This is a genomic window from Borrelia sp. HM (genome assembly GCF_019669085.1).
In the GTDB taxonomy this organism is placed as follows: domain Bacteria; phylum Spirochaetota; class Spirochaetia; order Borreliales; family Borreliaceae; genus Borrelia.
Genome location: NZ_AP024401.1, coordinates 630,902 through 655,673, shown reverse-complemented (window position 1 = coordinate 655,673; position 24,772 = coordinate 630,902). Strand labels below are relative to the sequence as shown.

Here is a 24,772-nt window from a genome sequence, read left to right as displayed (position 1 = left end):
ATATCTATAATATATAATATTATACTAAACTACATAAACAAAAAGGTAAAAAATGAATATAAAAAAAGAATTAACTGATAGATTAAATGACACTCAAAAATTCCAAATGATGCAACGACTAATTGAAAAAAAACAACCTTTTACAATAGTAGGATATGAAGGATTTTTTAAAGCTTTCTTAATAAACATAATAAAGGAATATAATAAGAGTAATAAAGTTGTATTAATAGTCAAAAACGAAAATATTTTAGATAAATTTAAAGATGACTTGATGCAAATTACAGATAAAATATACGAACTTAATTATTTTAGTCTCCTTGCATATCAAGGCATTAGCTCAAAAAGTAAGATATTTAGAGAAAGAGTAAATTTTTTAATAAATTTTTACAACAACAACCCTGGAATTTACATAGTGTTGCTCAAATCTCTACTTAGTAAAATTCCTGCAAAAGAAAATTTATTTAAAAATATTTATACAATTAAGACAGATGAAACAATACAGATAAAAAATATTGAAAACAAGCTTATAAGATTAGGATATGAAAAAACGACAAGAGTCACATTACCTGGAGAATTTACAATCAAGGGCGAAATAATAGATATATATTCATTTAATCAAACAGAACCAATAAGAATTTCACTTAATATTGATAAAATAGAAGAAATCAAATATTTTAATCCCCTTACCCAATTAAAACAAGGTAATGCAATTTATGAATTTAATATCGTTCCAATAAAGGAAATCATTTGGAATAACGAATGCATAAACAAATTAAAAAATTACATCAAAACTAATGAATACACACAATTACTCCAAAACATCGAAACTAAATATCATGCAAGAGCAGAAGAAATATTTTATTCATTAATAGGAGATACATACCTAAGTCAAGAAATAAATGAAGATACACCTATTATAAATTTCGAAATGCCAAATTTAGAAAAAGAGATCCAAAAAATCCACAAAGAATATGAAAATCTTTATAGTCAAGCAATAGAATCGGAAAAAAAAACAATTTTACCAAAACAAATTTTTATAAATTCAAAAGATTTAAAACTAAAAACTAATATTTTTTTTGTTCAAGCCTCTTCAAACATACCAACAAAAGAAATATTAGAATTTGAAATCGAAAGTGAGAGTAAATTTTTTTCAAATATTACACTTGCAAAAGAAAAAATAAAAAATTGGCTTAACAATGGATTTAAAGTAATCATTGCAGCAGAGTCTAACTCACAAAAAGAAAAATTAAAATATATCTTTAAGGATTTGCCAAAAGCCATAATTGAAGTTTTCAAAATATCAAGCTCACTTGTAATAAATAAAGAAAAAATAGCAATTATTATTGAATCAGATATTTTTGATAGAACACAAAAAATAAACAAAATTTTTGAATCATCAAAAACAAAAATTATTGACTCATTTATTGAAATTGAAAAAAATAGTCATGTAGTTCATATAAACCATGGAATTGGAATATTTAGACAAATAAAAAGAATCAAAACAAGTTTTCTGGAAAAAGACTATATTGAAATTGAATATGCAGATGATGAAAAATTATTTATCCCAATTGAACAAACACACCTTATTCAAAAATATATTGGTAACGAAAATCAAAACATAAAATTAGATAAAATCAGTTCAAAAACATGGGAAAAGAAAAAAGCTTACGCAAATAAAAGAATTGATGAAACTGCAGATCATCTTGTTGCGCTCTATTCAGCAAGAGAGAATATCAAAGGCTTTAACTATCCTCAAGATAATGAAATGCAATTATTATTTGAATCAGAATTCCCATATGATGAAACTTCAGATCAATTAACCGCAATATCAGAAATCAAACAAGACATGATGAGTTTTAAAGTAATGGACAGACTTTTATGTGGCGATGTTGGATTTGGTAAAACAGAAGTTGCAATGCGAATCGCATTTAAGGCTGTTATGGGCAACAAACAAGTAGCAATACTCTCTCCAACAACAATTCTCACAGAACAACATTTCAACACATTTAAGCAAAGATTTAAAAATTTTCCGATTAAAATTGCAATGATGAGCAGATTTACAAAAAAATCAAAAGAAAATGAAATAATTAAAAATTTAGAAACAGGAAAAATTGATATAATAATTGGAACACACAAAATACTTTCTAAAAAAATAACATACAAAAATTTAGGCCTTATTATAATTGACGAAGAACAAAGATTTGGAGTAAAAGAAAAAGAAAAATTGAAAGAAATAAAAGTTTCTGTTGACTGCCTTGCCCTATCAGCAACTCCAATTCCTAGATCTCTTCATATGTCACTAATTAAACTAAGAGACATTTCTGTTTTAAAAACCCCACCTAAAAACAGAATTAAAATTGAAACTTATGTGGAAGAATTTAGTGAACTATTAATTAAACATGCAATAGAAAATGAGCTGTCAAGAGATGGACAAGTCTTTTTTATACATCACAATATTAAAGAATTAGACTCAATAAAAACAATGCTAGAAACAGTAATCCCTTATGCAAGAATTGCAACTTTGCATGCAAAACTAACAGATAATCAAATTGAAAATATTATGCACGATTTTATAAATAAATCATATCAAGTGCTAATAGCAACAACAATAATTGAAAATGGAATAGACATTGAAAATGCAAACACAATAATCATTAACAATGCAAATAGATTCGGACTTGCACAACTATATCAACTAAGAGGTAGAGTTGGAAGAGGATCCCAAAAAGCTTTTGCTTACTTATTATATAAAGAAAACTCAAGCTTAAACGAAAGCGCTATTGAACGACTAAGAGCAATATCTGAATCCTCAGAACTTGGATCAGGATTCCAAATAGCCATAAAAGATATGGAGATAAGAGGTGTTGGGAATCTACTTGGAAGAGAACAACATGGGGAAATAGAATCTATTGGACTAGATTACTACTTAACAATGCTAAATAAAGCAATTGAGAAGCGAATGGGTAAGGATTCTAAAGAAAACAAAGTAATTATTGAAATTAACTATAATGGATTCATACCCGATAACTATGTCAATAATGAACAAGATAAAATATTAATCTATAAAAAAATATCATCCATTCAAAGTGAAGAAGAAAATAGTAAAGTAAGAGACGAAATTCATGATCGCTTTGGCTCAATACCAAAAGAAGTAAATGACTTATTTATATTAGCAGAATTGAAAATACTTGCACAAAAACTCAATATTGTAAGCCTTAAAGAAAGAAATGGATTACTAGAAATAGAATATTCAAACATAAAAAACATTCCTGCTGAAGAAATAATGCAAATTATAAAAGAAAATCCAAATAAAATTAAAATAAATCCAGAATATAAAAATTCAATATTTCTAAACTTACAAAATACTAAAGCATCAGAAAAAATTAATTATATATATAGCAATATAAACTTCTTTAATAGTAAAATTAATTGAAAAATATGAAAATATTAACAATTAATACAGGAAGTTCTTCATTAAAATTTACACTCTACAAAAACAAAGACGCACAAGTATTAGCATCTGGGTCAATTGAAAAAATAAAAACAAGAGAATCAATAATTAAAGTCAAAACTAAAAATGGATTACTAGAAATAATCAATCAAAATATTAAGTCCCATAAGGAAGCATTAAAAAAACTAAATGGAATACTAACTAAAAAATTCAAAATCATAAATAACCCAGATGAAATTAAAGGAATAGGCCATAGAATTGTACATGGGGGACCAAATTTTAAAAATTCAGTATTGCTTAATGAAAATGTCTTAAAAGAACTAAAAATAACATCTGGACTTGCACCTTTGCACAATCCAACTGCAATAAAAGTAATAGAAACAATTAGCAAAATATTTCCAAAGGCTAAACAAGTTTTATGCTTTGATACATCATGGCATAAAACCATAAATGAAAAGGCATTCCTATATGCTATACCATATTCCTGGTATAAAAAACATAACATTAGAAAATATGGATTTCACGGTTTATCATACACATATATTACAAAAAGAGTTTCAAAAATACTTGATAAAAACACAAAAGATTTAAACTTAATCATATTACATCTGGGCAATGGCTCAAGCATTAACGCAGTAAAAAAAGGAGTGTCTTACGATACAAGCATGGGTCTTACTCCCCTTGAAGGACTTGTGATGGGAACAAGAAGTGGTGATATAGATCCTGCTATTATACCTTTAATGAGTAAATTACTTAACAAAACCCCAAGAAAGATTGAAGAAATTCTTAACAAAGAAAGCGGTATGCTTGGCGTATCTCTTAAATCAAACGATCTAAGAAATATTTGGGAAGAAGTTGAAAAAAATGATTATAATTCTAAACTTGCAATTGAAATAATGGCTTATAGAATAAAAAAATATATTGGTGCTTACCTTGCAGTTCTTGATTTTAATGTTGATGCTATAATTTTCACAGCCGGTATAGGTGTTAGCGATCATGGAATAAGGGAACTGGCTTTAAAAGGATTTGAAAACATTGGCATAGAAATTGATCCTCAAAAAAATAATTTAGCAAGAGCAAAAGATTTAGAATCTGAGATATCAAGTGCAAAAAGCAAGACAAAAATATTTACAATACCAACAAATGAAGAATTAATTATTTTTGAAAATACACACAGTTTAATTTTCAAACATCAATAAATTTAATCAATAAAAAAGTAACTTGTAACTTCAATACGTTTAATCAAAATACCTACCTTAAGGTTTTAAAATATTGGAAATCACTGCTCAAATCAAAACTTGCCTTTTGACATCTTCAAGCACTCTCTCTCCCTTAACAATTTTAAGTAAAGCAAAAGCAAATTTAAAAGCAGTACCAACACCCTTAGAAGTAATAAAATTATTACTAATTACAACATCTTCATCTACAAATTCACCATCAGTAATACCATTTTCAAATCCTGGATAACACGTAAATTTATTTATACCCAATAGTCCCTTTGCCGCAAGTACAATGGCTGGTGATGCACAAATGGCCGCAATAAACTTGCCTTGTAAGTTCATATCTATTAGAATTTTATCCAAATCTTTTGATTCAAAAAGATTTGTAGCACCAGGCATCCCCCCAGGAAGTATTATCAAATCAAAACTATCTGAACTACAATCTGATATCTTATCATCAGCTAAAAAAGTAACCCCTCTAGCACCTACAACAATTTTATCATTACTTAAGCTTATAACCTTAACATTTACACCGCCACGTCTTAAAATATTAATAGGTATTATAGCTTCAATCTCTTCAAAGCCATTTGCAAGAACAACAGCTACCCTCATAAAACAAAGCTCCTTAATGCTGATGGAGGGACTTGAACCCACGACAACTCGGATATGAGCCGAGTGCTCTAACCAACTGAGCTACATCAGCTTGTAGACATTAAAGTCTATAAATTCAAAGATATTTTGTCAATACAAAACTACCATTATTAAATACATAACCTATTTTATTTAAATGCTCATAATGAACAAATATATTAATAACCTTTAATTGAGCAAATAAATACTTGGTATTTTTTAAAGAGAATAATAAAATTACTATTAGTATGGTAATAAATGAAATTATCTGGTTACAAATGAGAAGAATAATAAAAAATTTATAATTTAAGTATTTTCACTCATCAAAGTAAGCTTCAAGTAATAAAGAAGAATATAAAATGGAAAAATATAAATACTTATGAACTAAAAAATGGAAAATTAGTATTATTAAATGAAGAAAATTATTTGTATTACTATCTTTTTTATACATAATCATTGCTTTCCCTATAATTTTTGGACTACAAAAGATGACAAAGAAAACTTAATAGATCAAATAGTAAACCACATGGACAATAAGGAACTATTAGGACAAATGTTTATGATAAGTTATCCAGGAGATAAAATAACAAAATTCACCCTGGACTTTATAAAAGAGAAAAATCTAGGGGGAATTAAAATTTTTGGATGGAATGCCAAAAATTTACAAATGTTAGTAGAAAGCATAAATAAGGCACAATCTATGTCTCAAAAGAATAGATTTAAAATTCCTCTATTCATTGCAACAGACCAAGAAGGAGGATGGACACAACACATAAAACTTAATACATCTAAAACAATAGGCAATCTTGGAATTACAGCTACTTTATCACCAAATGATTCCTATCTTACCGGATATCACATAGCAAATGAATTAAAACAGCTTGGGATCAATCTAAATTTTGCACCCATAACAGATATTTACAGCAATGAAAACAATTTCACAATAGGGCCAAGAACATATTCAAATAATCCACAAATTGTTTCTCTTTTTGCTTTAGCTTTTTATAAAGGTCAAAAACAAGCAGGTATAATTTCAACAGCAAAACATTTTCCCGGACACGGAAATACCACTATTGACTCTCATACACAAATGCCAACAATAAACTTAAATTTAAAAGAAATACAATCAGCTGAACTATTACCATATAAAATATTAATACAAGAAAATATTCCAGTAATTATGAGTGGACATGTAGCATATCCAATGCTTACAAATGGCAAAGAAATACCTGCATCATCATCAATTGAAATAATAAAAGAACTACTTAGAAAAAATCTCAAATACGACAATTTAATAATAACAGACGATTTATTAATGAATGCCGTAAGATATAAAAACGAGAGCATTTACGATACAATTGAAAGAATTATTAGAACTGAAACTGACATTCTATTAATATCACTAAATGAAGATATACAAAATAACGCCTACAACAAACTATTAAACTTGATGCAAAAAGACAATGAAATAAGAGAAAATATTATTAAATCTAACAAAAGAATACTTAAAATAAAGTTGGACTACCTAAAAGGGACAAACAATAAAACAGAAATTTACCCAAATATTCAAAAAGCTCAAACAATACCTACCAAAGAAGCCAAAAAATTTTTTGAACAAAGCACATTAAGAGGAATAACAAAAATCAAGTTATCAAAAAAAGTCTTGAAGAATAAAAAAACACTTTTAATATCACCTTATCAAACAATGATTACAGAAGGTAAAAAAATATTTCCAAATGGTTCTATTTACTATTATGATTATTATCCTTTAAACAATATGAAACCTAAAAATCTTCAAGAAATAAAAAAACTAATTGAAACACATGAACAAGTGATTTTTAACATCTCAACACCCGCTAGTCTTAAATACATAGGAGAATTAAAACAATACAAAGATAAAATAAGCATAATTGCCTCACTTACACCCCAACACATAAAAAAACTAGACTGGATAAACAACATAGTAATAGTATATGGCACTACAATGTTAGCATTTAAGTCTGGACTATTAACTTTGACAGAAGACTTTTATCCAAAAGGACAAATTCCTTTAGTAAACTTTAATTATTAATATGGTCCTTGATATATGCTATGATTTGACTTTCTAAAAGAGTTAAAGTAATACTTTTTACCTTAAAACCACTGGCATGCTTATGTCCCCCTCCTCCAAAACATTTTGCAAGTTCACCCACATCAAAATAATCTTTAGAACGAAGTCCCACCAAAATAGAACCATCCCCTATTTCCTTTAAAATCACTAATATTTCATTATTTTCAACATTAGAAAGGAGTGCATAAAATAACTCATTAACACCACTAACATTATTATCTTTTTTAGAATTAAATGGCAAAACAGTAAGTAATACTTTACCATCAAAATAAGATTTAAGATTACTCAACATTATGCTAAGAATATCTATTGAAGTTAAACTCTTAACAGATTCAACATAACTATAAACATCCTTAAGGCTTAAACCTTTAGAAACAAGTCTAGCAACCATTTCAAAAGGCTCAGGGTCACTTCTTGAAATAAATCTAAAAAATCCTGTATCTGTGCAAAATCCAACTAAAATATACCATGCCTCTTCCTTAGTAACTTCATATCCAAATTCTCTAATTAATTTCTCAATTAAAAAAGTAGTTGAAGGAGCGCAAGGTTCAATATACCCAGGAGCATCTAATTTATCACCTGAGGCATGATGATCAATAACTACAATAGGCATATTTTTTATATAAAAAACAAATTCATCTCCAATTCTATCATATATAGAGCAATCCAAAATAATAACAGCATAATCTGAAAAATCAATACCTGGCCATCTAGATAAAAATCTATCTTTAAAAGGAATAATTTCCTTTCTAACAAAGGGACCCTCATTTAGCATGAGGGCCTTTTTATTTATTCTAGATAAAAAAGAAGATAGAGCTAAAGATGAACCAATACAATCAAAATCAGGATCCTTATGCCCAATAATAATAAAATTATTATACTTTTTAATAAACTCAATAACATCTATCATACAAAAATACTAACAAACCTTTCATATAAATAAAAAATGTATCTAATAAACATTCTACAATATTTCAATAGAAAATTATAATCATTGTGATATAATTGATAACGCTACAAAACAAGAGGTTCTAAATGGAAAATAATAGACAAAATACAATTGAAAAAGCATTTAAATTAGCCGAAGCTGCAAGGAATAATTCATATTCACCATATTCACAATTCAAGGTGGGAGCTTGTGTTAAAACTAAAGACAATCTATTTTTTCAAGGTGCAAATGTTGAAAATGCAAGTTTTGGAGCAACTCGTTGTGCAGAACAAGCTGCAATAATGAACATGATATCATCTGTTGGTATGCAAAAGGTAGACTTTATAATAATTACAACAATTCCAGCAAGTATTCCATGTGGCATATGTCGTCAAATAATGTCAGAATTTTTTGAAGAAGATACCAAAATATTAATAACAGATCCCAATCAATTTCAAGTTACTAAAACAGTATCACAAGCTTATACATTAAAAGATTTACTTAAAATCCCATTTAATAAAAACGAACTATCAAAAATATTTAAGACAAATCAAATAAAATAAATTCAAAATTTCTATAAACACAAAACCTAAATGCTATTTTAAAATACCAAGAGAAACAATAGCTCTGGCAAACTCATTTAAATTACTAGCTTGCATAGTACATGCTGACGAATTAAAAATTTCTAATATTAATTTTTTTTCATCAATACTAAATTCATAGTCTAAAACTTCTAATGACAAAAAGTTAATAATCGGAATAAATTTCTCAATGAAAGCATATATTCCATTATCAAAGTCAAAATTATCATAATAGTAATCAAATATACTCTTTAAAGCTTGTTTATCAAACATTTTAAGTAAATCATAAAAAATAGTCTCAACATTTTTCACATTATTTATAAAAATTTTATCTTTAGCAATATATCTTTTACATTGCTTAACAAAAAATTGAGATTGTAACATAAAACCTCCAAAACACTCCTAATTAATTAAGGATATTCATATAAAACAATTGAACATCAAAAAAAATAATGCTATCTTTCACTATAATAGGATTATGCAATAAAAGAAAGATTAAGGTAAAGTGTAAATATGATCAAGATAATCAACTACACAAATATTAATAAATACTCTTATTTAAAACTTGAAAGCTTAAAAAAAGATGAAATTTATACAGTTTATATAGAAAATCATATGAAAATAATTGCATATCTTAAAGCACAAATAAAAAACAAAGAGATTAAAATCACTCACTTTTATATCGATCCAAATTTCAAAGCAGAGGGAATAGAAAGAGTCTTAATTAAAAATCTAATTTATTATGGTAAAAAAAATAAAATGCAAAAAATTTTATGCAAAATCAATGACATCAATGAAGAACTTCAAAGTCTAAAATTTGAAAATAAAAATAATTTATATGAAAAAGACTTAACTTATGAAACAAGAAAAAATTCGATCATAATGACAACAGGACTTATCTCAGTATTAGCAGAAATAGCCTCAATAACATCTAAATTTACTGTAGGAATTCTTTTTAATTCATTTGCACTTATTGCAGATGCACTTCATGTTATATCAGATCTTATACTATCTACAATTACGTATTGTAGTTTAAAAATTACAAGTCGTCCTGAAACAATTTATTATCCATATGGATACAAAAAAATGGAAACCTTAATATCTCTTATTATAGGAATAGTTATAATAATCACAGGATTTACAATATTTTTAAACACAACAGGATTAAGTAACCTAATAATTCTTGGTAGTAAATCTGGATTACATATTCACATGAATGAAAATGAACATCATCATGATCATCTATATGAAGATAAAAAAAACATATTAGAAATATTTTCAAATAATTCGTTAAAAAAAAGTATTTGGATACCACTAGTACCATTTATATTCTTCTTAGTTAAAATCATTGAATATTTGGCGAAGTTTCAAATTGGAAAACGATATAACAACTATCTGCTCTTAGCACTATCATCATCTGATAAAAACTGTATATTCTCCCATGGGGGAACTACACTAAGCTTATTACTTGCAAACTACGTATGGACAGGATTTGATAAAGTAATATCCATATGCATTAGCTTTGTCATGATCAAAGAAGGACTACACGTAATCATAAATAATGCAAATAACCTTCTATCAAAACAAGATATAGACCTAAAAAGAGAAATAAAAAACACATTAAAAAACATTGATGCAAATCTTAAAGAACTTAGTTTTCTATATCAAGGAAACAACCTAATTCTATATATAAGACTAGATTTAAACTATGAAGATAATTTAAAAAATTTGATACAAAAAATAGACAACATAAAATCCACCATAAAAAAATACCATAGAGAAATATATGAAATATACATTTTAATATAGTAAAACAAAATTGATTGACACTTAAAATAAAATTGTGTTAGACTATGATTTAAGAAGCAGGGTGGAGCAGCTTGGTAGCTCGTCGGGCTCATAACCCGAAGGTCGTAGGTTCAAATCCTACCCCTGCCATTTATATACGTGAGGAATTAATGAATAGAAAAAATATAGCAAAAGGAAAGCTAGTAAGGAGATTTGGCATAAATATATTTGAACAACCCAAATATGATAAACTACTCAAAAAAAAGCCAAATCCACCTGGAATGCATGGGAGATCTAGAAGAGCTAAGACTACAGAATATGGAAAACAACTCATAGAAAAACAAAAGGTGAAATTTGCTTACGGTATAAGTGAAAGACAGCTTACCAATATTTTCAAAGAAGCAAGAAGACAACAGGGAGTTACAGGGGATAATCTTTTAGCACTACTTGAGAGAAGAATTGACAACGTAATATACAGATCTGGATTTGCTATTTCAAGAGCTCACGCAAGACAGATAGTCTCACACGGAATTATCATGCTTAATGGAAGAAAAGTTACTATTCCATCTATTACTCTAAGAGCAAACGATATGATACAAGTAAAAGAAAAAGATAGCCTAAAAAAATTGATTAGATCAAACATAGAAAGAACATCAACTCTTCGCAAATTACCAACTTGGCTAGAAGTAAATGCTGATGCCTTACAAGTAAAGATAGCTCGTCTTCCATCAAGGGATGAAATATCTATTCTTGCAAATGAACAAATGATTGTCGAATACTATTCTAAAAGAGCGTAAAGTCAACAAGCATATAGGTATAATAGTATTTCTACTATTATACCTTATGGTCTATTTGCCTTTCTTTTTTTTAGCAAAACTTTTTCCAAAATTACACTTTGAAAATGCTAAGAAATTATTTTTAATTATGTTTTTTCCAGAACCTTGGGAATTAAATGACGCTCTATTCCCTGAAGGTTTCCTTACACCATCTTTCATAAATGCTCCTTGATAAATTGTAACACAAAAAATTTCTAAATAATATATACGCCTAAGTAATATTTAAATAATCAAATACTTCTCCCAAATGAGATACATACTTAACATCAATATTTTCTTTAATCTCATCTGGAAGTTTAATATAATCTTTTTCATTATCTTTTGGTAAGATAACTTTAATTATACCATTTCTGTAAGCTGAGAGTATCTTTTCTTTAATGCCTCCTACAGGGAGAACTGAACCCTTAAGAGTAATTTCTCCTGTCATCGCAAGATCTAAGGGCACTTTTTTATCAACTAGCACAGAAGCTATGGCTGTTGCAATAGTAATGCCAGCAGAAGGTCCATCTTTTGGTATGGCTCCCTCTGGAAAATGAAGATGGATTTCAGGAATTTCATTTATATCAAAATTAAGCTTAGAAGAATAAGTTTTGACAACAGAATAAGCAAGTTGTGCACTTTCCTTCATAACACTTCCAAGACTACCTGTTAAAATGATATCACCTTTTTTGTCAAATTTAATAGCTTCAACAGGCAAGACGGCCCCTCCATAACTTGTCCAGGCAAGACCATAAACAAATCCAGCAGAATCAATCTTGATTAAATTGAATCTATGTTCACAATCTATATAATAATGAAAATTCTTCATATTAATTATTTTATAAATACCAGGAATATCAGGATCACGACTAAAGAGTGAATTATTTTCATGCATCAAAGAACTTGGAAAATAAAAATTTCCTTTAATTATTTCTTCCTTTGAATAAATATAAAGTAATTCTCTTACAACCATTCTAATCAAATGAGTTAGAACTCTTTTCAAATTTCTAACTCCAGATTCCATAGTATAGCTTCTGATTATGTGTAAAACAACATCATCTTCTATTTTTATATAAACTTTATTCAAAGAACTCTCTTTAATTATACTTGGTATCAAAAAATTTCTTGCAATTTCCAATTTTTCAACACAAGAATAACCTTCTACCTTAATAATTTCCATTCTGTCAAGAAGAGGTTTAGAAATACCATGCAAAGAATTAGCTGTTGCTACAAACAATACTTTAGAGAGATCATAAGGAATATCTAAATAATGATCAACAAATCTGGAGTTTTGTTCAGCATCTAAAACTTCTAGAAGTGCTGATTCTGGATTTCCTTTGTAAGTACTGTTAATCTTATCTATTTCATCAAGAAGAATAACAGGATTAGATTTTCCAGCCAATTTGATTGCATTAATAAAAACGCCAGGAAGAGCTCCAATATAAGACCTTCGATGTCCTCTAATATCTGTTTCATCTCTTAATCCACCAAGAAAAATTTTAAAAAATTTCCTAGAAAGAGATTTAGCTATAGATAATGCAACAGAAGTTTTCCCCGTACCTGGTGGACCTACCAAACACAAAATAGGTGCTTCAACTTTAGAATTAATATAATAAACTGCCAAGAAATTCATTATTTTTTCCTTAGCTTCATTCATACCATAATGAGCATTTTTTAAACTAGATTCAATCTCACTTAAAGAATTTACCATCATCGTACTTTCATTCCACGGTAGATCAAGTAATAATTCAACATAGTTTCTAACAATATTAGCGTCTGGTGAATTTGTATTCATCCTAGCCAATCTAGATATTTCCTTTTCAATTCTAGATTTAATATCTTGGGGCATATCCTTAGCATTTAATCTATCAAGATAATCAGTTTCATCTTGACCTAATCTTTTTTGAATTTCCTTAATTTGCTCATTTAAAAAATATTCTCTTTGTCCATTATCAAGTTTGGCCTTAACTTGAGCTTTAATATTTTTTTTAAGAACTAAAAGTTCTGTCTCAATATTTAAATTTATAATTAACTTTTCTATTCTAACCTGAACATCTAATTCTTGTAAAAGTTCTACCTTAAATTTATATTCAAAATTCACACTAGATGCTATAATATCAACAAGCTTGGCTGGACTATCAAAAAATTTGCTACTCTCATAAACATCATCTTCTGATGCTTTAAGAGATAAATAAGATTTATAAGTCTCATAAGCTTCTCTTAAAAACTTAGTATAGGTAAGAAGTTCGTCATTAAGTTTACACTGCTCAGATAAAAAATCGACTTTTGCTCTAAAATAATTACCTTTTTTAAGAGTATCTCTTATAACAACCCTATCTTGACAATCAACTAAAACTTTTATTAAAGTTTCAGTTAATTTTATAACTTGAACAATCTTTGCATAAGTACCAATAGAATACAAATTTTTTAAACCAATGTTTTCTAAATCATTTAACTCAGCATTGTTGACACAAAAAAATAAAATCAACCTACCCTCTAGCATAGATTGATATACTGCATTAATTGAAACTCTATCATCAACAGTAGTCCATAAAGTTACATTAGGAAAAAATACATCTTTATTTAAAAAAATGACAGGAAGATCATCTTTTTTAGTGCTAATTAGATTGACAATTGATTTCATAAAGCTCTTTTGCCCAAGGTTTATTGATATGCTTTCCTGTCAAAATTAAGGGCTCAATATTGCTATTTAAAACCGATTCTTTAGTAACAATAACTTTTTTAATTTGCTTGGTTGAAGGTATTTCAAACATAACATCTTTAAGCAATTCTTCTAAAATAGATCTCAAGCCTCTTGCACCTGTATTTTTAACCATAGCCTCTTCTGCAATTGATTCAAGTGCGTCCTTCTCAAATACCAAATCAACATTATCCATCTTAAACATATGGCAATATTGTCGAACAATAGAATTTGCAGGCTCAACTAGTATCTTAATTAAATCTTCTTTTTCTAGCTTTTCAAGATAAGAATGTACAGGAAGTCTACCGACAAACTCTGGAATGAGTCCAAATTTAACTAAATCTTCCATCTCTAAATATTTTAAAATATGCTCTTCCTTTGAATCTTTTCTACTAGCAGATGAAAATCCAATAGAACTTTTATTAATCCTTTTTCTAATAATATTTTCAAGCCCTACAAAGGCGCCACCGCATATGAATAATATATTGTTTGTATTAATTTCAATAGTATCCTCGTAAGGATGTTTTCTACCACCCTTTGGCGGAACATTTGCAATAGTTCCTTCAATGATCTTCAATAAAGATTGTTGAACTCCTTCTCCAGAAACATCCCTTGTAATTGAAACATTCTCACCTTTTTTTGCAATCTTATCTATTTCATCTATATATATAATACCTCGCTCCGCAAAACTTACATCTCCATGTGCAGCATGAATCAGCTTAAGCAAAATATTCTCAACATCTTCCCCCACATACCCAGCTTCAGTAAGCGTTGTGGCATCTGCAATTGTAAATGGAACATTCATCTCAGCTGCCAACTTTTTTGCAAGCAAAGTCTTACCACTTCCAGTGGGACCTACAAGCAATATATTAGACTTCTCAAGCTCAACTCCATTCTTCTCATCCTTATCGCCACCCCTAAATATCCTTTTATAATGATTATAAACAGCAACAGATAATACTTTCTTAGCATCTTCTTGTCCAATAATATACCTATCCAAATGACTCTTAAGTTGCTTAGGAGTTGGAAGTTTTTTTAAATATTTACTATTGTCAGGCTGTTCTGATTCTTCTTGAAAAAGATTATAACATATCCTAGAACATTCAAAACAAATAGCAACTGACTTTGCAGAAATAATACGTCCTTCAGCCTCAATCTTAGTACGACCACAAAAAGAACACCCATCAATTTTTTGACTTTTGCTTCTCGCCATATATAAAGTCCACCCAAATAAAACTAATTTCTTACCAAGATACTATCAATAATTCCATAATCAAGAGCATCTTTTGGAGTCATAAAATAATCTCGTTCAATATCAAGAGACAATTTTTCCTTAGAAACTCGCATCTTATCAGACATAATATCTATTATTAACCTCTTAAGTCTTATAATTTCATTTGCCTGTATATTGATATCACTTGCTTGACCACCTATTCCACCCCAAGGCTGATGAATCATTATTCTTGAATACGATAATGATTCTCGCTTACCTATAGTACCTCCTGCAAGAATGAATGCAGCCATTGAAGCTGCCTGCCCAATACAAATTGTTCGTACATCTGGTTTGATGTACTGCATAGTATCATAAATTGCAAGTCCTGAAGTAATACTACCACCTGGAGAATTTATATAAATATATATATCCTTCTTAGGATCTTCAGACTCTAAGAAAAGAAGTTGAGCAATGACGGTATCTGCTCTCATATCATTAATCTCACCACTCAAAAAAATTATCCTGTCTCTTAATAATCTTGAATATATATCAAATACGCGTTCATAATTACCAGTATGCTCTACAACAGTAGGTACTAAATTATACATATATTCTCTCATCATTACTCACCTGTTTTATCATTAATAAAGTTTTTAAAGGAAACTTTATTATGTTTAATTTCCTTTACATTTTTTAAAATTTTTTGTTTAATTTTTCCTCTCTTAATTTCATTTCTCAAAATCTCAAGCAAATTTTTCTCTTCATAAAATTTTTTAATATCTGAAAATTTCATCTTTGCATCATCAGCTTGCTTAACAAGTTCATTTTCTAAATCAACATCTGTAATTTCCATAGAATCACTATCTACGATCTTTTGAAAGACTAATTTAGATTTTAACTGTTTAAGTACAGTATCCTTTAAAATATCATCAGCACTTTGCAAATCTGAAGAAACATTATTTAATTGTTTAAGATTAACCTTATTTTTATTCAAAACCCCATTTAAAGCTTGCTTAAATTCAGCCTCAAACATAGTAGGTGGAACTTCTATATTTATCTGATCCACAATAGAAGACAATAATTTTGAAAGTTTAAAAGACTCAATTCTTTCTTTAACTATCCTCAACATATTACCTTTTATGTGTTCCCTAAGCTCATCTAATGTCTTAAAACTATCCCTAATATCCTTTGCAAAATCATCATTAAGCTCAGGAATATCACGTCTCTTTATATCCTTAATGGTTACCTTTAACCTCTTAAAAGAATTAGCAAGCTCATCAAATTTATAATCAGAATCATAGCTTTTCTCTACTACTCTACTCTCATCCTTCTTCATTCCAAGGATGTCATCATCAATACCATAATAATTATTATTAAATTCCCCAACAGTAAAAACAAAATCTTGCCTTTTAGTTGTTAAAATTTCACTTAAAGAATCATCAAGTTCAACAAAATCAACCTTAACAATACTTCCTAACTTAACTTCACCACCATTATCATCAATGATCATTGAATTTTCAAGTTGCAACAATTTAAGTTCTTCTTCCACATCAGAATCAGACACAAGAACTTCTGGAACTTCTACTTCAAAATCAGATATATCAGGTACATTAAATTCAGGATAAGTCTCATAAACAAAAGTAAACTCAAAATCTTGACTGAAATCAATCTCTAATCTTTCGTCTAATATCTTCGGAACAGCATAACTTAATGGTTTATAAAGTGCACTTTTAAAGAATTCTTCTAAAGATTGATGAATAATTTTTTCCATAGTAAGAGCTTTTATATTATCAGCATATTTAGATTCAATAATACCAAAAGGAACCTTTCCTGGTCTAAAACCTTTGATCTTAATACGCAAAGAATAATCCTGCAAGATCTCATTGTATTTATCTTTAATAAACTCCTTTGGAATTCTGATCACAACTTCAACCTTAGAATCAGAAACTAACTTTACATTACTATTTAATATCACATTATTCCTCTAATTTAAATATCTTAATGTTAATGTCAATATTTGATAAAAACTAAGCGAAAGACGGGATTTGAACCCGCGACTTTCACCTTGGCAAGGTGACACTCTACCCCTGAGTTACTTTCGCATTTCTTGCAGAAGGTGGGACTCGAACCCACACGCAAAAAGCACTAGATCCTAAGTCTAGCGTGTCTACCAGTTTCACCACTCCTGCACACTTTAGGTAGTATACAAAACTTAAAAAGCTTTTTCAAGTATAAAACTAACGCTTCACACCCAGCAGGGTTTGAACCTGCAACCTTTGGATTCGAAGTCCAACACTCTATCCATTTGAGCTATGGGTGTAGTTTAATAAAAATAAAAGGTGATTGACGGGGCTTGAACCCGCGACAGCCGGAACCACAATCCGGTGCTCTACCAACTGAGCTACAACCACCAGTTATGCCAAGTATATGTAAATTTATTTTATATACATTCAAACAGTAAGTCAATAATAAAAAAATATCTGAAATTAAAAATTTGAATAAACTTCATAAAGTTTTTAGGCTTTCTTTTAAGAAATTATAAACTCTAATAGTTGAAGCAATATCAACACGTTCTCTTGGTGTATGAGGAGCTTCAATCCAAGGACCAATTGTAACTGAATCTATTCCACCAAATTTTGCAGAGATTATTCCAGTTTCAAGACCAGCATGAATCACCACAGTTTTAGCTTCTTTTAAATACAGGCCTTTATAAATATTCTTAAGATGATTTAAAAGCTTACTATCCCCCCCAGCCGGCTCCCAAGAAGAATAATTATAAACTATTTTAAAACCAGCACCTGATAGCTCACAAATAGCTTTTAAATGATTAAAGATATATTCTTTTTCAACATCTAATAAAGACCTTATTGTAAATGAAAATCGATACTCATCACCAACCTTGAAAAGACTAGCAAAATTTAAAGAAGTTCTAATAAGCTTTTCAGTGTAGTTTTCAACCTTATGAATTCCATGTAAAAATGCCATGCCCATATTTAAAAGCTTTGCTTGAGATATATCGTCCAAAACATTATCAGAAAAATTTACTTTTCCTAGAACAATTTCAAAATCTAAATCAAGAGTATACATTTTTTGGACATCAAGCTTGAACAATTCTAATTCTTTTTCTAATAAAACAAAATGCTCTGTTTCAATAAATATTAATGCCTTTGCCTCTCTAGGAATTGCATTGCTTTTATCTCCACCACATATATACGCAACTTCAAATTCCATTTTTTCCCTAAGTTTATTTAAAGCAAAAAACATAAGTTTCAAAGAATTTGCTAAATCAAAATGAATATCTGCACCAGAATGTCCACCTTTAAGACCTGTAAATAAAATTTCAATTCCCATAGTTTTTTTACTTTGTCTGTATTGAGGCTTAAAATTAATATGCACAAGTTTGGAACCAGCACAGCCAACCAAAAAATAGCCTTCTTCTTCTCCATCAAGATTAATTAACATCTTACCACTGCACAAATTAGAATCAAGGCCAATAGCACCTATTAATCCTATTTCTTCATCAACAGTAAAAAGAAGTTCTAAATCAGGATGTTTAAAATCCAAAGATTCGCTCATAACAGCAAGCATCATGGCAACTCCAATACCATTATCAGCACCAAGAGTAGTACCTGATGCATAAAAATATCCATTATCCTCAATAATACCAATTGGATCATTGTTAAAATCATGCGCAACAGACTCATTTTTTTCACAAACCATATCTATGTGAGCTTGCAAAATAATAGGCAACATACTGCCACTAAAATCATTAGCTTTGATATTAACTACAATGTTACCAGCAGAATCTTCCTTAAAGGAACATCCAAATTTTCTAGCTTCTTCTTTAATAAAATTACTAATACCTTTTAAATTTTTTGAACATCTAGGAATTTTAGATATTTTCCTAAAATAACTAATTGCAATACTTTCCATATTTATTCCTTAGAATTTTATTTAAAATAGCAACACACCATACAAGAGCAAACTAAGATCTTACTTATTTAATCAACTAAAATTTAAAATAAAATAAAATTAAAAAACTTTAGCACCATCTGGATATTCCACAATAACCTTACAATTCTCAGGAAAAACAAAAATTTTTCTGGATTTAAACTGATCTAAATCTTGAACTACAATTGGAATACCATATTTGGCCAACTCATTAATGGCAAAACTTGAATTTTCAAAACCTACCTTTATTTTACCTTTAGCCATGAAGTTAGCACCTCCAAAGATTTTAGCTACAAGATTACTCTCAGATGCACCACTTTCTATCATAGCATCAATTAACATAGGAATAGCATAAATTCCATACCTACCCTTTTGCGAAATATCCACTATTGAATCAGATTTAACTAGTACATAATGATTGACCCCTATAAGTTTATGAAAACCATCATAAAGCACAACAGAAATACAAGAACCAAGGATTGTAGAAATAACTCTATCATTTGACACAAAAGCTTCACCTGGCACTATTATCGTAACATCTCTTTTTAATTTAAAATTAAAATGATTTAACATATAATTAATTACTCTCTAAAAAATTTTTATAAAAATCCTATCAATACTGCCATTAAAATTTCAAATATATAAAAGAATTTATGAATCTACTACTTCATTATTAGCAATCGATACATCAATTCTTTTATATAAAATTTCACAACATCTCTAATTCACTTTTTCAAAAAAACATACTTAACAACCTCGTAAAGAAATAAATACCCATATCTGTTAACTAATTATAGACCTTTTCTTTTAATTTTACCAATGAAAAAAATTGAGAATAATTACTAAATCCGTATTCAAATAATCTTTGTGCAATTAAAGCACGCTTTTTCTCACCAACATTATTAGTACCCTTATCCACTCCCAAAATCACTGCTATTAATCTTATGTTATCTTTTTTTGCTGTAGCAACTAAATTTAACCCAGATGCTTTAATATAACCCGTTTTTAATCCATCAGCATAAGGATAATTAAGAATTAAAATATTTTTATTCTCCTGTTTTAAATTTAACATCTTTGAAGAAACAGTATTGCCTAAATTTTCAGATTTTGGATAAACAAAATCTTTAAGAGAATGTATATTAAGCATAAACTTAAATTTTTTTATATAAGCCCTTGCAAACAATGCCATTTCTAATGCAGTAATTTTATTATCATTACTATAACCAGATGTATCAACAAAATTCATATTTTTAAGCCCTAAATCTAATACATTAACATTCATCAAATTGACAAAATTGTTTAAATCTCTTCCAACTATAAATTCAGCAATTGCAATAGCAGCATCATTACCTGAAGAAATCGAGAGACCCTTAAGTAACTCCTCAAAATTTACTTTTTGCCCTTCTTCTAAAAACATCAATGAAGAATCTAAAGGCAAATTATAATATGATGCAGAACTACTAATAGGAACAATAGTCTTAAAATTAATATTTTTTTTATTAGCTTCAACTAAAGCAGTATATATAGTAACCAGCTTAGTAAGTGAAGCTGGCGGCAAAACTAAACTTGGATTTTTCGCATAAAAAACACATTGAGTATCATAATCAAGTAAAACAATTGACTTAGCATCTTGAACTACTCTTTCAAATTCAAAAGAATCAATTGAAAAAAGTTCACTAAATACACCAAATAAAACGAAAACATTTATAATATTGAAGATTATTGTCATAAATTAACATTATATATGATTCATAAAGATTTATTTCAAAACAAAAATTTAGAAAGGAGCAAAAAATATTATGATGAATTTATATGATTTCATTAAAGCCTTAGTACCAATTATATTAATAATTGTTGGACTAGGAATAATAAAAAAACCAGCATACTACGTAATACCAATATGCTTAATAGTAACTATTGCAATAGTCCTAATTGATAAAAACTTAGGAATAGTCAATACAAGTCTTGCAATATTTGAAGGAGCAGTAATGGGAATATGGCCAATAATCATTGTAATTATAGCTGCTATTTTCACATATAAAATGGCTGAAAATCAAAATGATATAAAAATTATAAAAGCCATGTTAGCAAATGTATCTTCTGACAAACGAATAATAGTTTTACTTGTAGCATGGGGATTTGGTAACTTTTTAGAAGGAGTTGCAGGATACGGAACTGCTGTTGCAATTCCAGTATCAATACTAATAGCAATGGGCTTTGAACCATTTTTTGCCTGTCTTATATGTTTAATCATGAATACATCTTCAACCGCTTATGGCTCAGTAGGAATCCCTATCATATCCTTGGCACAAGCAACAGAATTAGATGTTAAAATGTTATCATCTGATATTTCTTTGCAATTAATATTTCCAACTATAGTTATACCATTTGTACTAGTTATGCTCTCAGGAGGCGGTATTAAAGCTCTTAAAGGAGGAATTTTTATCCTTACACTACTATCAGGAGTATCAATAGCAATATCTCAAATTTATATTTCAAGAACTCTAGGACCTGAACTCCCTGCAATACTTGGAAGTATACTATCAATGACAATAACAATAATTTATGCAATGCTTTTTGGAGAAAAAGATACTGCAAACAAACATATAAAGGTATCACCAATGCAAGGATTTCTTGCTTGTTTAAACTACATCTTAATAGTGTTATTTATAATTATTGCATCACCACTTTTTTATAAAATAAATAAATATCTATCAAGTTTTAAAACTGTTATTTCAATTTATCCAGGGTCAAACCCACTACAATTTAAATGGATAACTTCACCAGGATTTTTAATTATTCTTGCAACAGTAATATCTTACTCACTCAGGGGTGTTTCTATGATGAAACAACTAAATACATTTTTAATGACAATAAAAAAAATGGCAGCATCCTCATTCGTAATTATTTGCATAGTATCAATATCAAGATTGATGACACATAGTGGTATGATAAAAGACCTTGCAAATGGCATATCAATAATGACAAGTACATTTTATCCGTTATTTAGTCCATTAATAGGGGCTTTGGGTACTTTTTTAACAGGAAGCGATACCGTTTCAAATGTCCTATTTGGTCCGCTACAAACACAAATTGCAGCAAATATTGATGCTAATCCTTACTGGCTTGCAGCTGCAAATACAACAGGAGCAACGGGAGGTAAAATGATATCACCTCAAAATATTACAATAGCAACAACAACTGCAGGACTTATTGGTCAAGAAGGAAAATTATTATCAAAAACAATTGTATACGCCCTTTGCTATATCTTTATATCAGGTCTTTTAATTTACTTTTGTTATCAATAAAATCAATAAAAAAAAGCAAAAAAAATAAGACTAACATAATTTTTTTGTTAGTCTTAATTAAAAGATCATCAATTATGAAATATACAAACACTTGAATTTTTGTTTAGTAACTAATATTATTTATATCCTATAAGTTAAAATTATAAATTACTCAAACTATAAGGAAGTCAATATTATAATAAAGAGGACATAAAATGAATCAAGTAATATTATTATTTTTAATAATGACATTAAGTACCGCTATAGTTTTTGCAGATGAGAGCACAGATAATAAAATTGCAGCAAATCAATTAACTCATAAAATAACATTTGAAAACAGTGTTGAGTTTAGATTTGATATGGATGAACTCACTCCTGGACTGCAAAACCAAAGTAATATAGGCATCAAATTTCAACCATCTAATAAGATCAAAGAAATAGGAAAAAATGATCCCTTCTCAGCTTATATTAAGGTAGAAAATTTGGGATTCAAAGCTCAAGGCTCAAAAGATGCCACATTAAAACTTGATTTAGGAGATATTATAGCAAAAATAAAAATATATGATTTCCATATCAAAATGGAATCATCAACCAATTTTAATTTTAACCAAGAATCATTGTTTAGTTTTGCACCAATGACTGAAATTGATAGTACATACTACGGTTTCCCAAGTGATGATAGAACTACAGGTAAAAAAATTCTTTCAAAAATATCAGACAAAAAAACAGGGGTTGTTCAATTTGGATACAAGCTTCCACCAAAAATAGAATTTTTAATTGCAATTGGAGCAATAGGAACAGGTAATAGAAACCACAAAATAACCAATGATGATTCTGCAGAAGAAAAAAAGAAAAAAGAGGCAACTCCTTATAATGATACCTATCAGGGTATACTTTACGGAACCCAATTTAAATGGAAACCAATTCAAAATATATTGGAGCAAAACAGTTCAAATGTAGTCGTAGAAACTCCCTTTGAATTAAATTTTGGAATATCAGGGGCAATAGGAAACTCAACATTTAATAATTCATCATCAGCATACACTGTACAAGATAAAGCTGATATTAACTCAGATCTTGTTACTCCAACTTTATCAAACGCATCTATAGTAGCCTCTATTGGTCTACTTTACAAGATTGGGCTTACAAAAATTAATGATAAAAATAGTTATCTAATATTCAAAACGGGATATGATTTAGGAATAGATCCATTTGCTAGCGATTTTTCTATATTAGGACACATATCTAAAAAGGCAAATATAGATCAAAATACTAAATTGCTCGATCCAAAATTAAATGTACTTCAACTTAATAAAAGTAGAAGTACTAATTTTGCATTTTCTGCAGGAGCAGGAATTGGTTTTGCCTGGAACACAGAAGAAGGCGAAAAAGAATCATGGGCAATTAAGGGAAGGGACTCTTATAATACAAGAATATTTGGTGAACAAGATAAAAAATCTGGAATTGGAATAGGTATTAGCTACGGTCAAAATTTATATAATTATAATCCTAGCTCTTCAAATACCCTAATAAATCAGCTCTCTAAAAAAGCATTTAAGACCCTCAATGCAGAGCTTTCAACTTATGAAGATAATAAGGACGGTCTTATTTCTGGGCTTGGATGGATAGCGTCAATTGGGGTTTATGATCTCCTTAAAGAGTATCCTGAAGCATCTGACATAATTGAGACTATTAAAACAAGTAATAACAACAAAAGCAATGAAAAAGCAATCTCATTTTCTAAGTCAGCCAAATTTGGAGGTGCTTTATACCTAGACTATGCAATACCTTTAGAATCCATATCAAACAATACATATATAACCCCATATTTAGGTGCTCATTTTTTAGGCTCTCCTAATGATTTAACTAAAAGCATGTATGTAAAAACTGGATTGGAATTAAACAATTTAATAAAAATGACAAAAATTTCACTTGGATGGGATTCAAACAATCTTTTCTCAAAAACAGATCAAAAAGGAAGTGTATTCCTGCAACTTAAAGTCTCATTCAATGAATAAACAACAAACTGTTTAAATAAATTATTATTTAAACAGTTTTATACTCTTCAAACAGTTTGAAAAACTTATTTCAGTAGTA

Annotated in this window: 18 protein-coding genes, 6 tRNA genes and 1 pseudogene; 9 read left to right on the top strand and 16 right to left on the bottom strand. The window is 28.8% G+C overall.

Annotated elements, in window-relative coordinates; genetic code table 11:
• Window positions 1–52 precede the first annotated feature (52 nt).
• Window positions 53–3,433, top strand: a complete 3,381-nt coding sequence (gene mfd / locus K5563_RS03100; protein WP_221037526.1) for a transcription-repair coupling factor — start codon at window positions 53–55, stop codon at window positions 3,431–3,433.
• A gap of 5 nt (window positions 3,434–3,438) precedes the next feature.
• On the top strand, window positions 3,439–4,650 hold the full coding sequence (locus tag K5563_RS03095) for an acetate kinase (protein ID WP_221037525.1): 1,212 nt from the start codon (window positions 3,439–3,441) through the stop codon (window positions 4,648–4,650).
• An 87-nt stretch (window positions 4,651–4,737) separates the two neighbouring features.
• Here the strand turns inward: K5563_RS03095 and K5563_RS03090 are convergent, their stop codons facing one another.
• A complete protein-coding gene (locus tag K5563_RS03090) occupies window positions 4,738–5,283 on the bottom strand; it encodes a DJ-1 family glyoxalase III (protein WP_221037524.1) in 546 nt (181 codons plus the stop codon).
• A gap of 17 nt (window positions 5,284–5,300) precedes the next feature.
• Window positions 5,301–5,374: transfer RNA gene (locus K5563_RS03085), tRNA-Met, on the bottom strand.
• 453 nt (window positions 5,375–5,827) lie between these two features.
• Here K5563_RS03085 and K5563_RS03080 point away from each other — a divergent pair.
• Entirely contained in the window at window positions 5,828–7,372 is a 1,545-nt protein-coding gene (locus K5563_RS03080) for a glycoside hydrolase family 3 protein (RefSeq protein ID WP_255571082.1), read from the top strand.
• Here the strand turns inward: K5563_RS03080 and K5563_RS03075 are convergent.
• Complete coding sequence (locus K5563_RS03075; RefSeq protein ID WP_221037522.1) at window positions 7,362–8,321, bottom strand: bifunctional oligoribonuclease/PAP phosphatase NrnA; 960 nt, start codon at window positions 8,319–8,321, stop codon at window positions 7,362–7,364. The two genes, K5563_RS03080 and K5563_RS03075, sit on opposite strands and share 11 nt — an antisense overlap.
• 125 nt (window positions 8,322–8,446) lie before the next feature.
• Between K5563_RS03075 and cdd the strand changes: the two genes are divergently transcribed.
• Window positions 8,447–8,902, top strand: a complete 456-nt coding sequence (gene cdd, locus K5563_RS03070) for a cytidine deaminase (RefSeq protein WP_221037521.1) — start codon at window positions 8,447–8,449, stop codon at window positions 8,900–8,902.
• A 33-nt stretch (window positions 8,903–8,935) separates the two neighbouring features.
• Here cdd and K5563_RS03065 read toward each other — a convergent pair whose 3' ends face one another.
• A complete protein-coding gene (locus tag K5563_RS03065; RefSeq protein ID WP_221037520.1) occupies window positions 8,936–9,304 on the bottom strand; it encodes a hypothetical protein in 369 nt (122 codons plus the stop codon).
• A 129-nt stretch (window positions 9,305–9,433) separates the two neighbouring features.
• On the opposite strand from K5563_RS03065, the gene K5563_RS03060 reads away from it, so the two are divergent.
• The 3 genes from K5563_RS03060 (at window position 9,434) to rpsD (ending at window position 11,505) form a co-directional block, all read left to right on the top strand.
• Window positions 9,434–10,729: a cation transporter gene (locus K5563_RS03060; protein WP_221037519.1), complete on the top strand. Its 1,296-nt coding sequence runs from the start codon at window positions 9,434–9,436 to the stop codon at window positions 10,727–10,729.
• A 55-nt stretch (window positions 10,730–10,784) separates the two neighbouring features.
• Window positions 10,785–10,858: transfer RNA gene (locus tag K5563_RS03055), tRNA-Met, on the top strand.
• Window positions 10,859–10,878: 20 nt separating this feature from the next.
• Window positions 10,879–11,505 carry a 30S ribosomal protein S4 gene (gene rpsD, locus K5563_RS03050; RefSeq protein ID WP_221037518.1) on the top strand — a complete coding sequence of 209 codons (627 nt, stop codon included), beginning with the start codon at window positions 10,879–10,881 and terminating at the stop codon, window positions 11,503–11,505.
• A gap of 51 nt (window positions 11,506–11,556) precedes the next feature.
• Here rpsD and K5563_RS03045 read toward each other — a convergent pair whose 3' ends face one another.
• From K5563_RS03045 to K5563_RS02990, 12 genes and pseudogenes are all read right to left on the bottom strand, one after another.
• Entirely contained in the window at window positions 11,557–11,703 is a 147-nt protein-coding gene (locus tag K5563_RS03045) for a hypothetical protein (RefSeq protein WP_221037517.1), read from the bottom strand.
• A gap of 52 nt (window positions 11,704–11,755) precedes the next feature.
• Window positions 11,756–14,167, bottom strand: coding sequence for an endopeptidase La (gene lon, locus K5563_RS03040; protein ID WP_221037516.1), 2,412 nt, complete (start codon window positions 14,165–14,167; stop codon window positions 11,756–11,758).
• Window positions 14,142–15,437 carry an ATP-dependent protease ATP-binding subunit ClpX gene (gene clpX, locus K5563_RS03035; protein WP_221037515.1) on the bottom strand — a complete coding sequence of 432 codons (1,296 nt, stop codon included), beginning with the start codon at window positions 15,435–15,437 and terminating at the stop codon, window positions 14,142–14,144. The genes lon and clpX overlap by 26 nt, the downstream gene beginning before the upstream one ends.
• A 23-nt stretch (window positions 15,438–15,460) precedes the next feature.
• On the bottom strand, window positions 15,461–16,045 hold the full coding sequence (gene clpP, locus K5563_RS03030) for an ATP-dependent Clp endopeptidase proteolytic subunit ClpP (protein ID WP_221037760.1): 585 nt from the start codon (window positions 16,043–16,045) through the stop codon (window positions 15,461–15,463).
• Window positions 16,046–16,059: 14 nt separating this feature from the next.
• Complete coding sequence (gene tig, locus K5563_RS03025; RefSeq protein WP_221037514.1) at window positions 16,060–17,412, bottom strand: trigger factor; 1,353 nt, start codon at window positions 17,410–17,412, stop codon at window positions 16,060–16,062.
• A gap of 55 nt (window positions 17,413–17,467) precedes the next feature.
• Window positions 17,468–17,539: transfer RNA gene (locus K5563_RS03020), tRNA-Gly, on the bottom strand.
• Between the two features lie 6 nt (window positions 17,540–17,545).
• Window positions 17,546–17,626, bottom strand: a tRNA-Leu gene (locus K5563_RS03015).
• 57 nt (window positions 17,627–17,683) lie between these two features.
• A tRNA-Arg gene (locus tag K5563_RS03010) sits at window positions 17,684–17,757 on the bottom strand.
• A gap of 17 nt (window positions 17,758–17,774) precedes the next feature.
• Window positions 17,775–17,849, bottom strand: a tRNA-His gene (locus tag K5563_RS03005).
• 93 nt (window positions 17,850–17,942) lie between these two features.
• Window positions 17,943–19,370, bottom strand: coding sequence for a beta-Ala-His dipeptidase (gene pepD / locus K5563_RS03000; protein WP_221037513.1), 1,428 nt, complete (start codon window positions 19,368–19,370; stop codon window positions 17,943–17,945).
• A 99-nt stretch (window positions 19,371–19,469) separates the two neighbouring features.
• A complete protein-coding gene (locus K5563_RS02995) occupies window positions 19,470–19,961 on the bottom strand; it encodes a chemotaxis protein CheD (protein WP_221037512.1) in 492 nt (163 codons plus the stop codon).
• A 217-nt stretch (window positions 19,962–20,178) separates the two neighbouring features.
• Window positions 20,179–21,117, bottom strand: a pseudogene (locus K5563_RS02990) (D-alanyl-D-alanine carboxypeptidase family protein); the annotation flags it as partial.
• A 73-nt stretch (window positions 21,118–21,190) separates the two neighbouring features.
• Between K5563_RS02990 and K5563_RS02985 the strand changes: the two are divergent.
• Both K5563_RS02985 and K5563_RS02980 read left to right on the top strand, forming a co-directional pair.
• Window positions 21,191–22,696 (top strand): lactate permease LctP family transporter, encoded by a 1,506-nt coding sequence (locus tag K5563_RS02985; protein ID WP_221037759.1) that lies wholly within the window; start codon window positions 21,191–21,193, stop codon window positions 22,694–22,696.
• 194 nt (window positions 22,697–22,890) lie between these two features.
• A complete protein-coding gene (locus K5563_RS02980; RefSeq protein ID WP_221037510.1) occupies window positions 22,891–24,693 on the top strand; it encodes an integrin-binding adhesin P66 family protein in 1,803 nt (600 codons plus the stop codon).
• The last annotated feature ends 79 nt before the right edge of the window (window positions 24,694–24,772 follow it).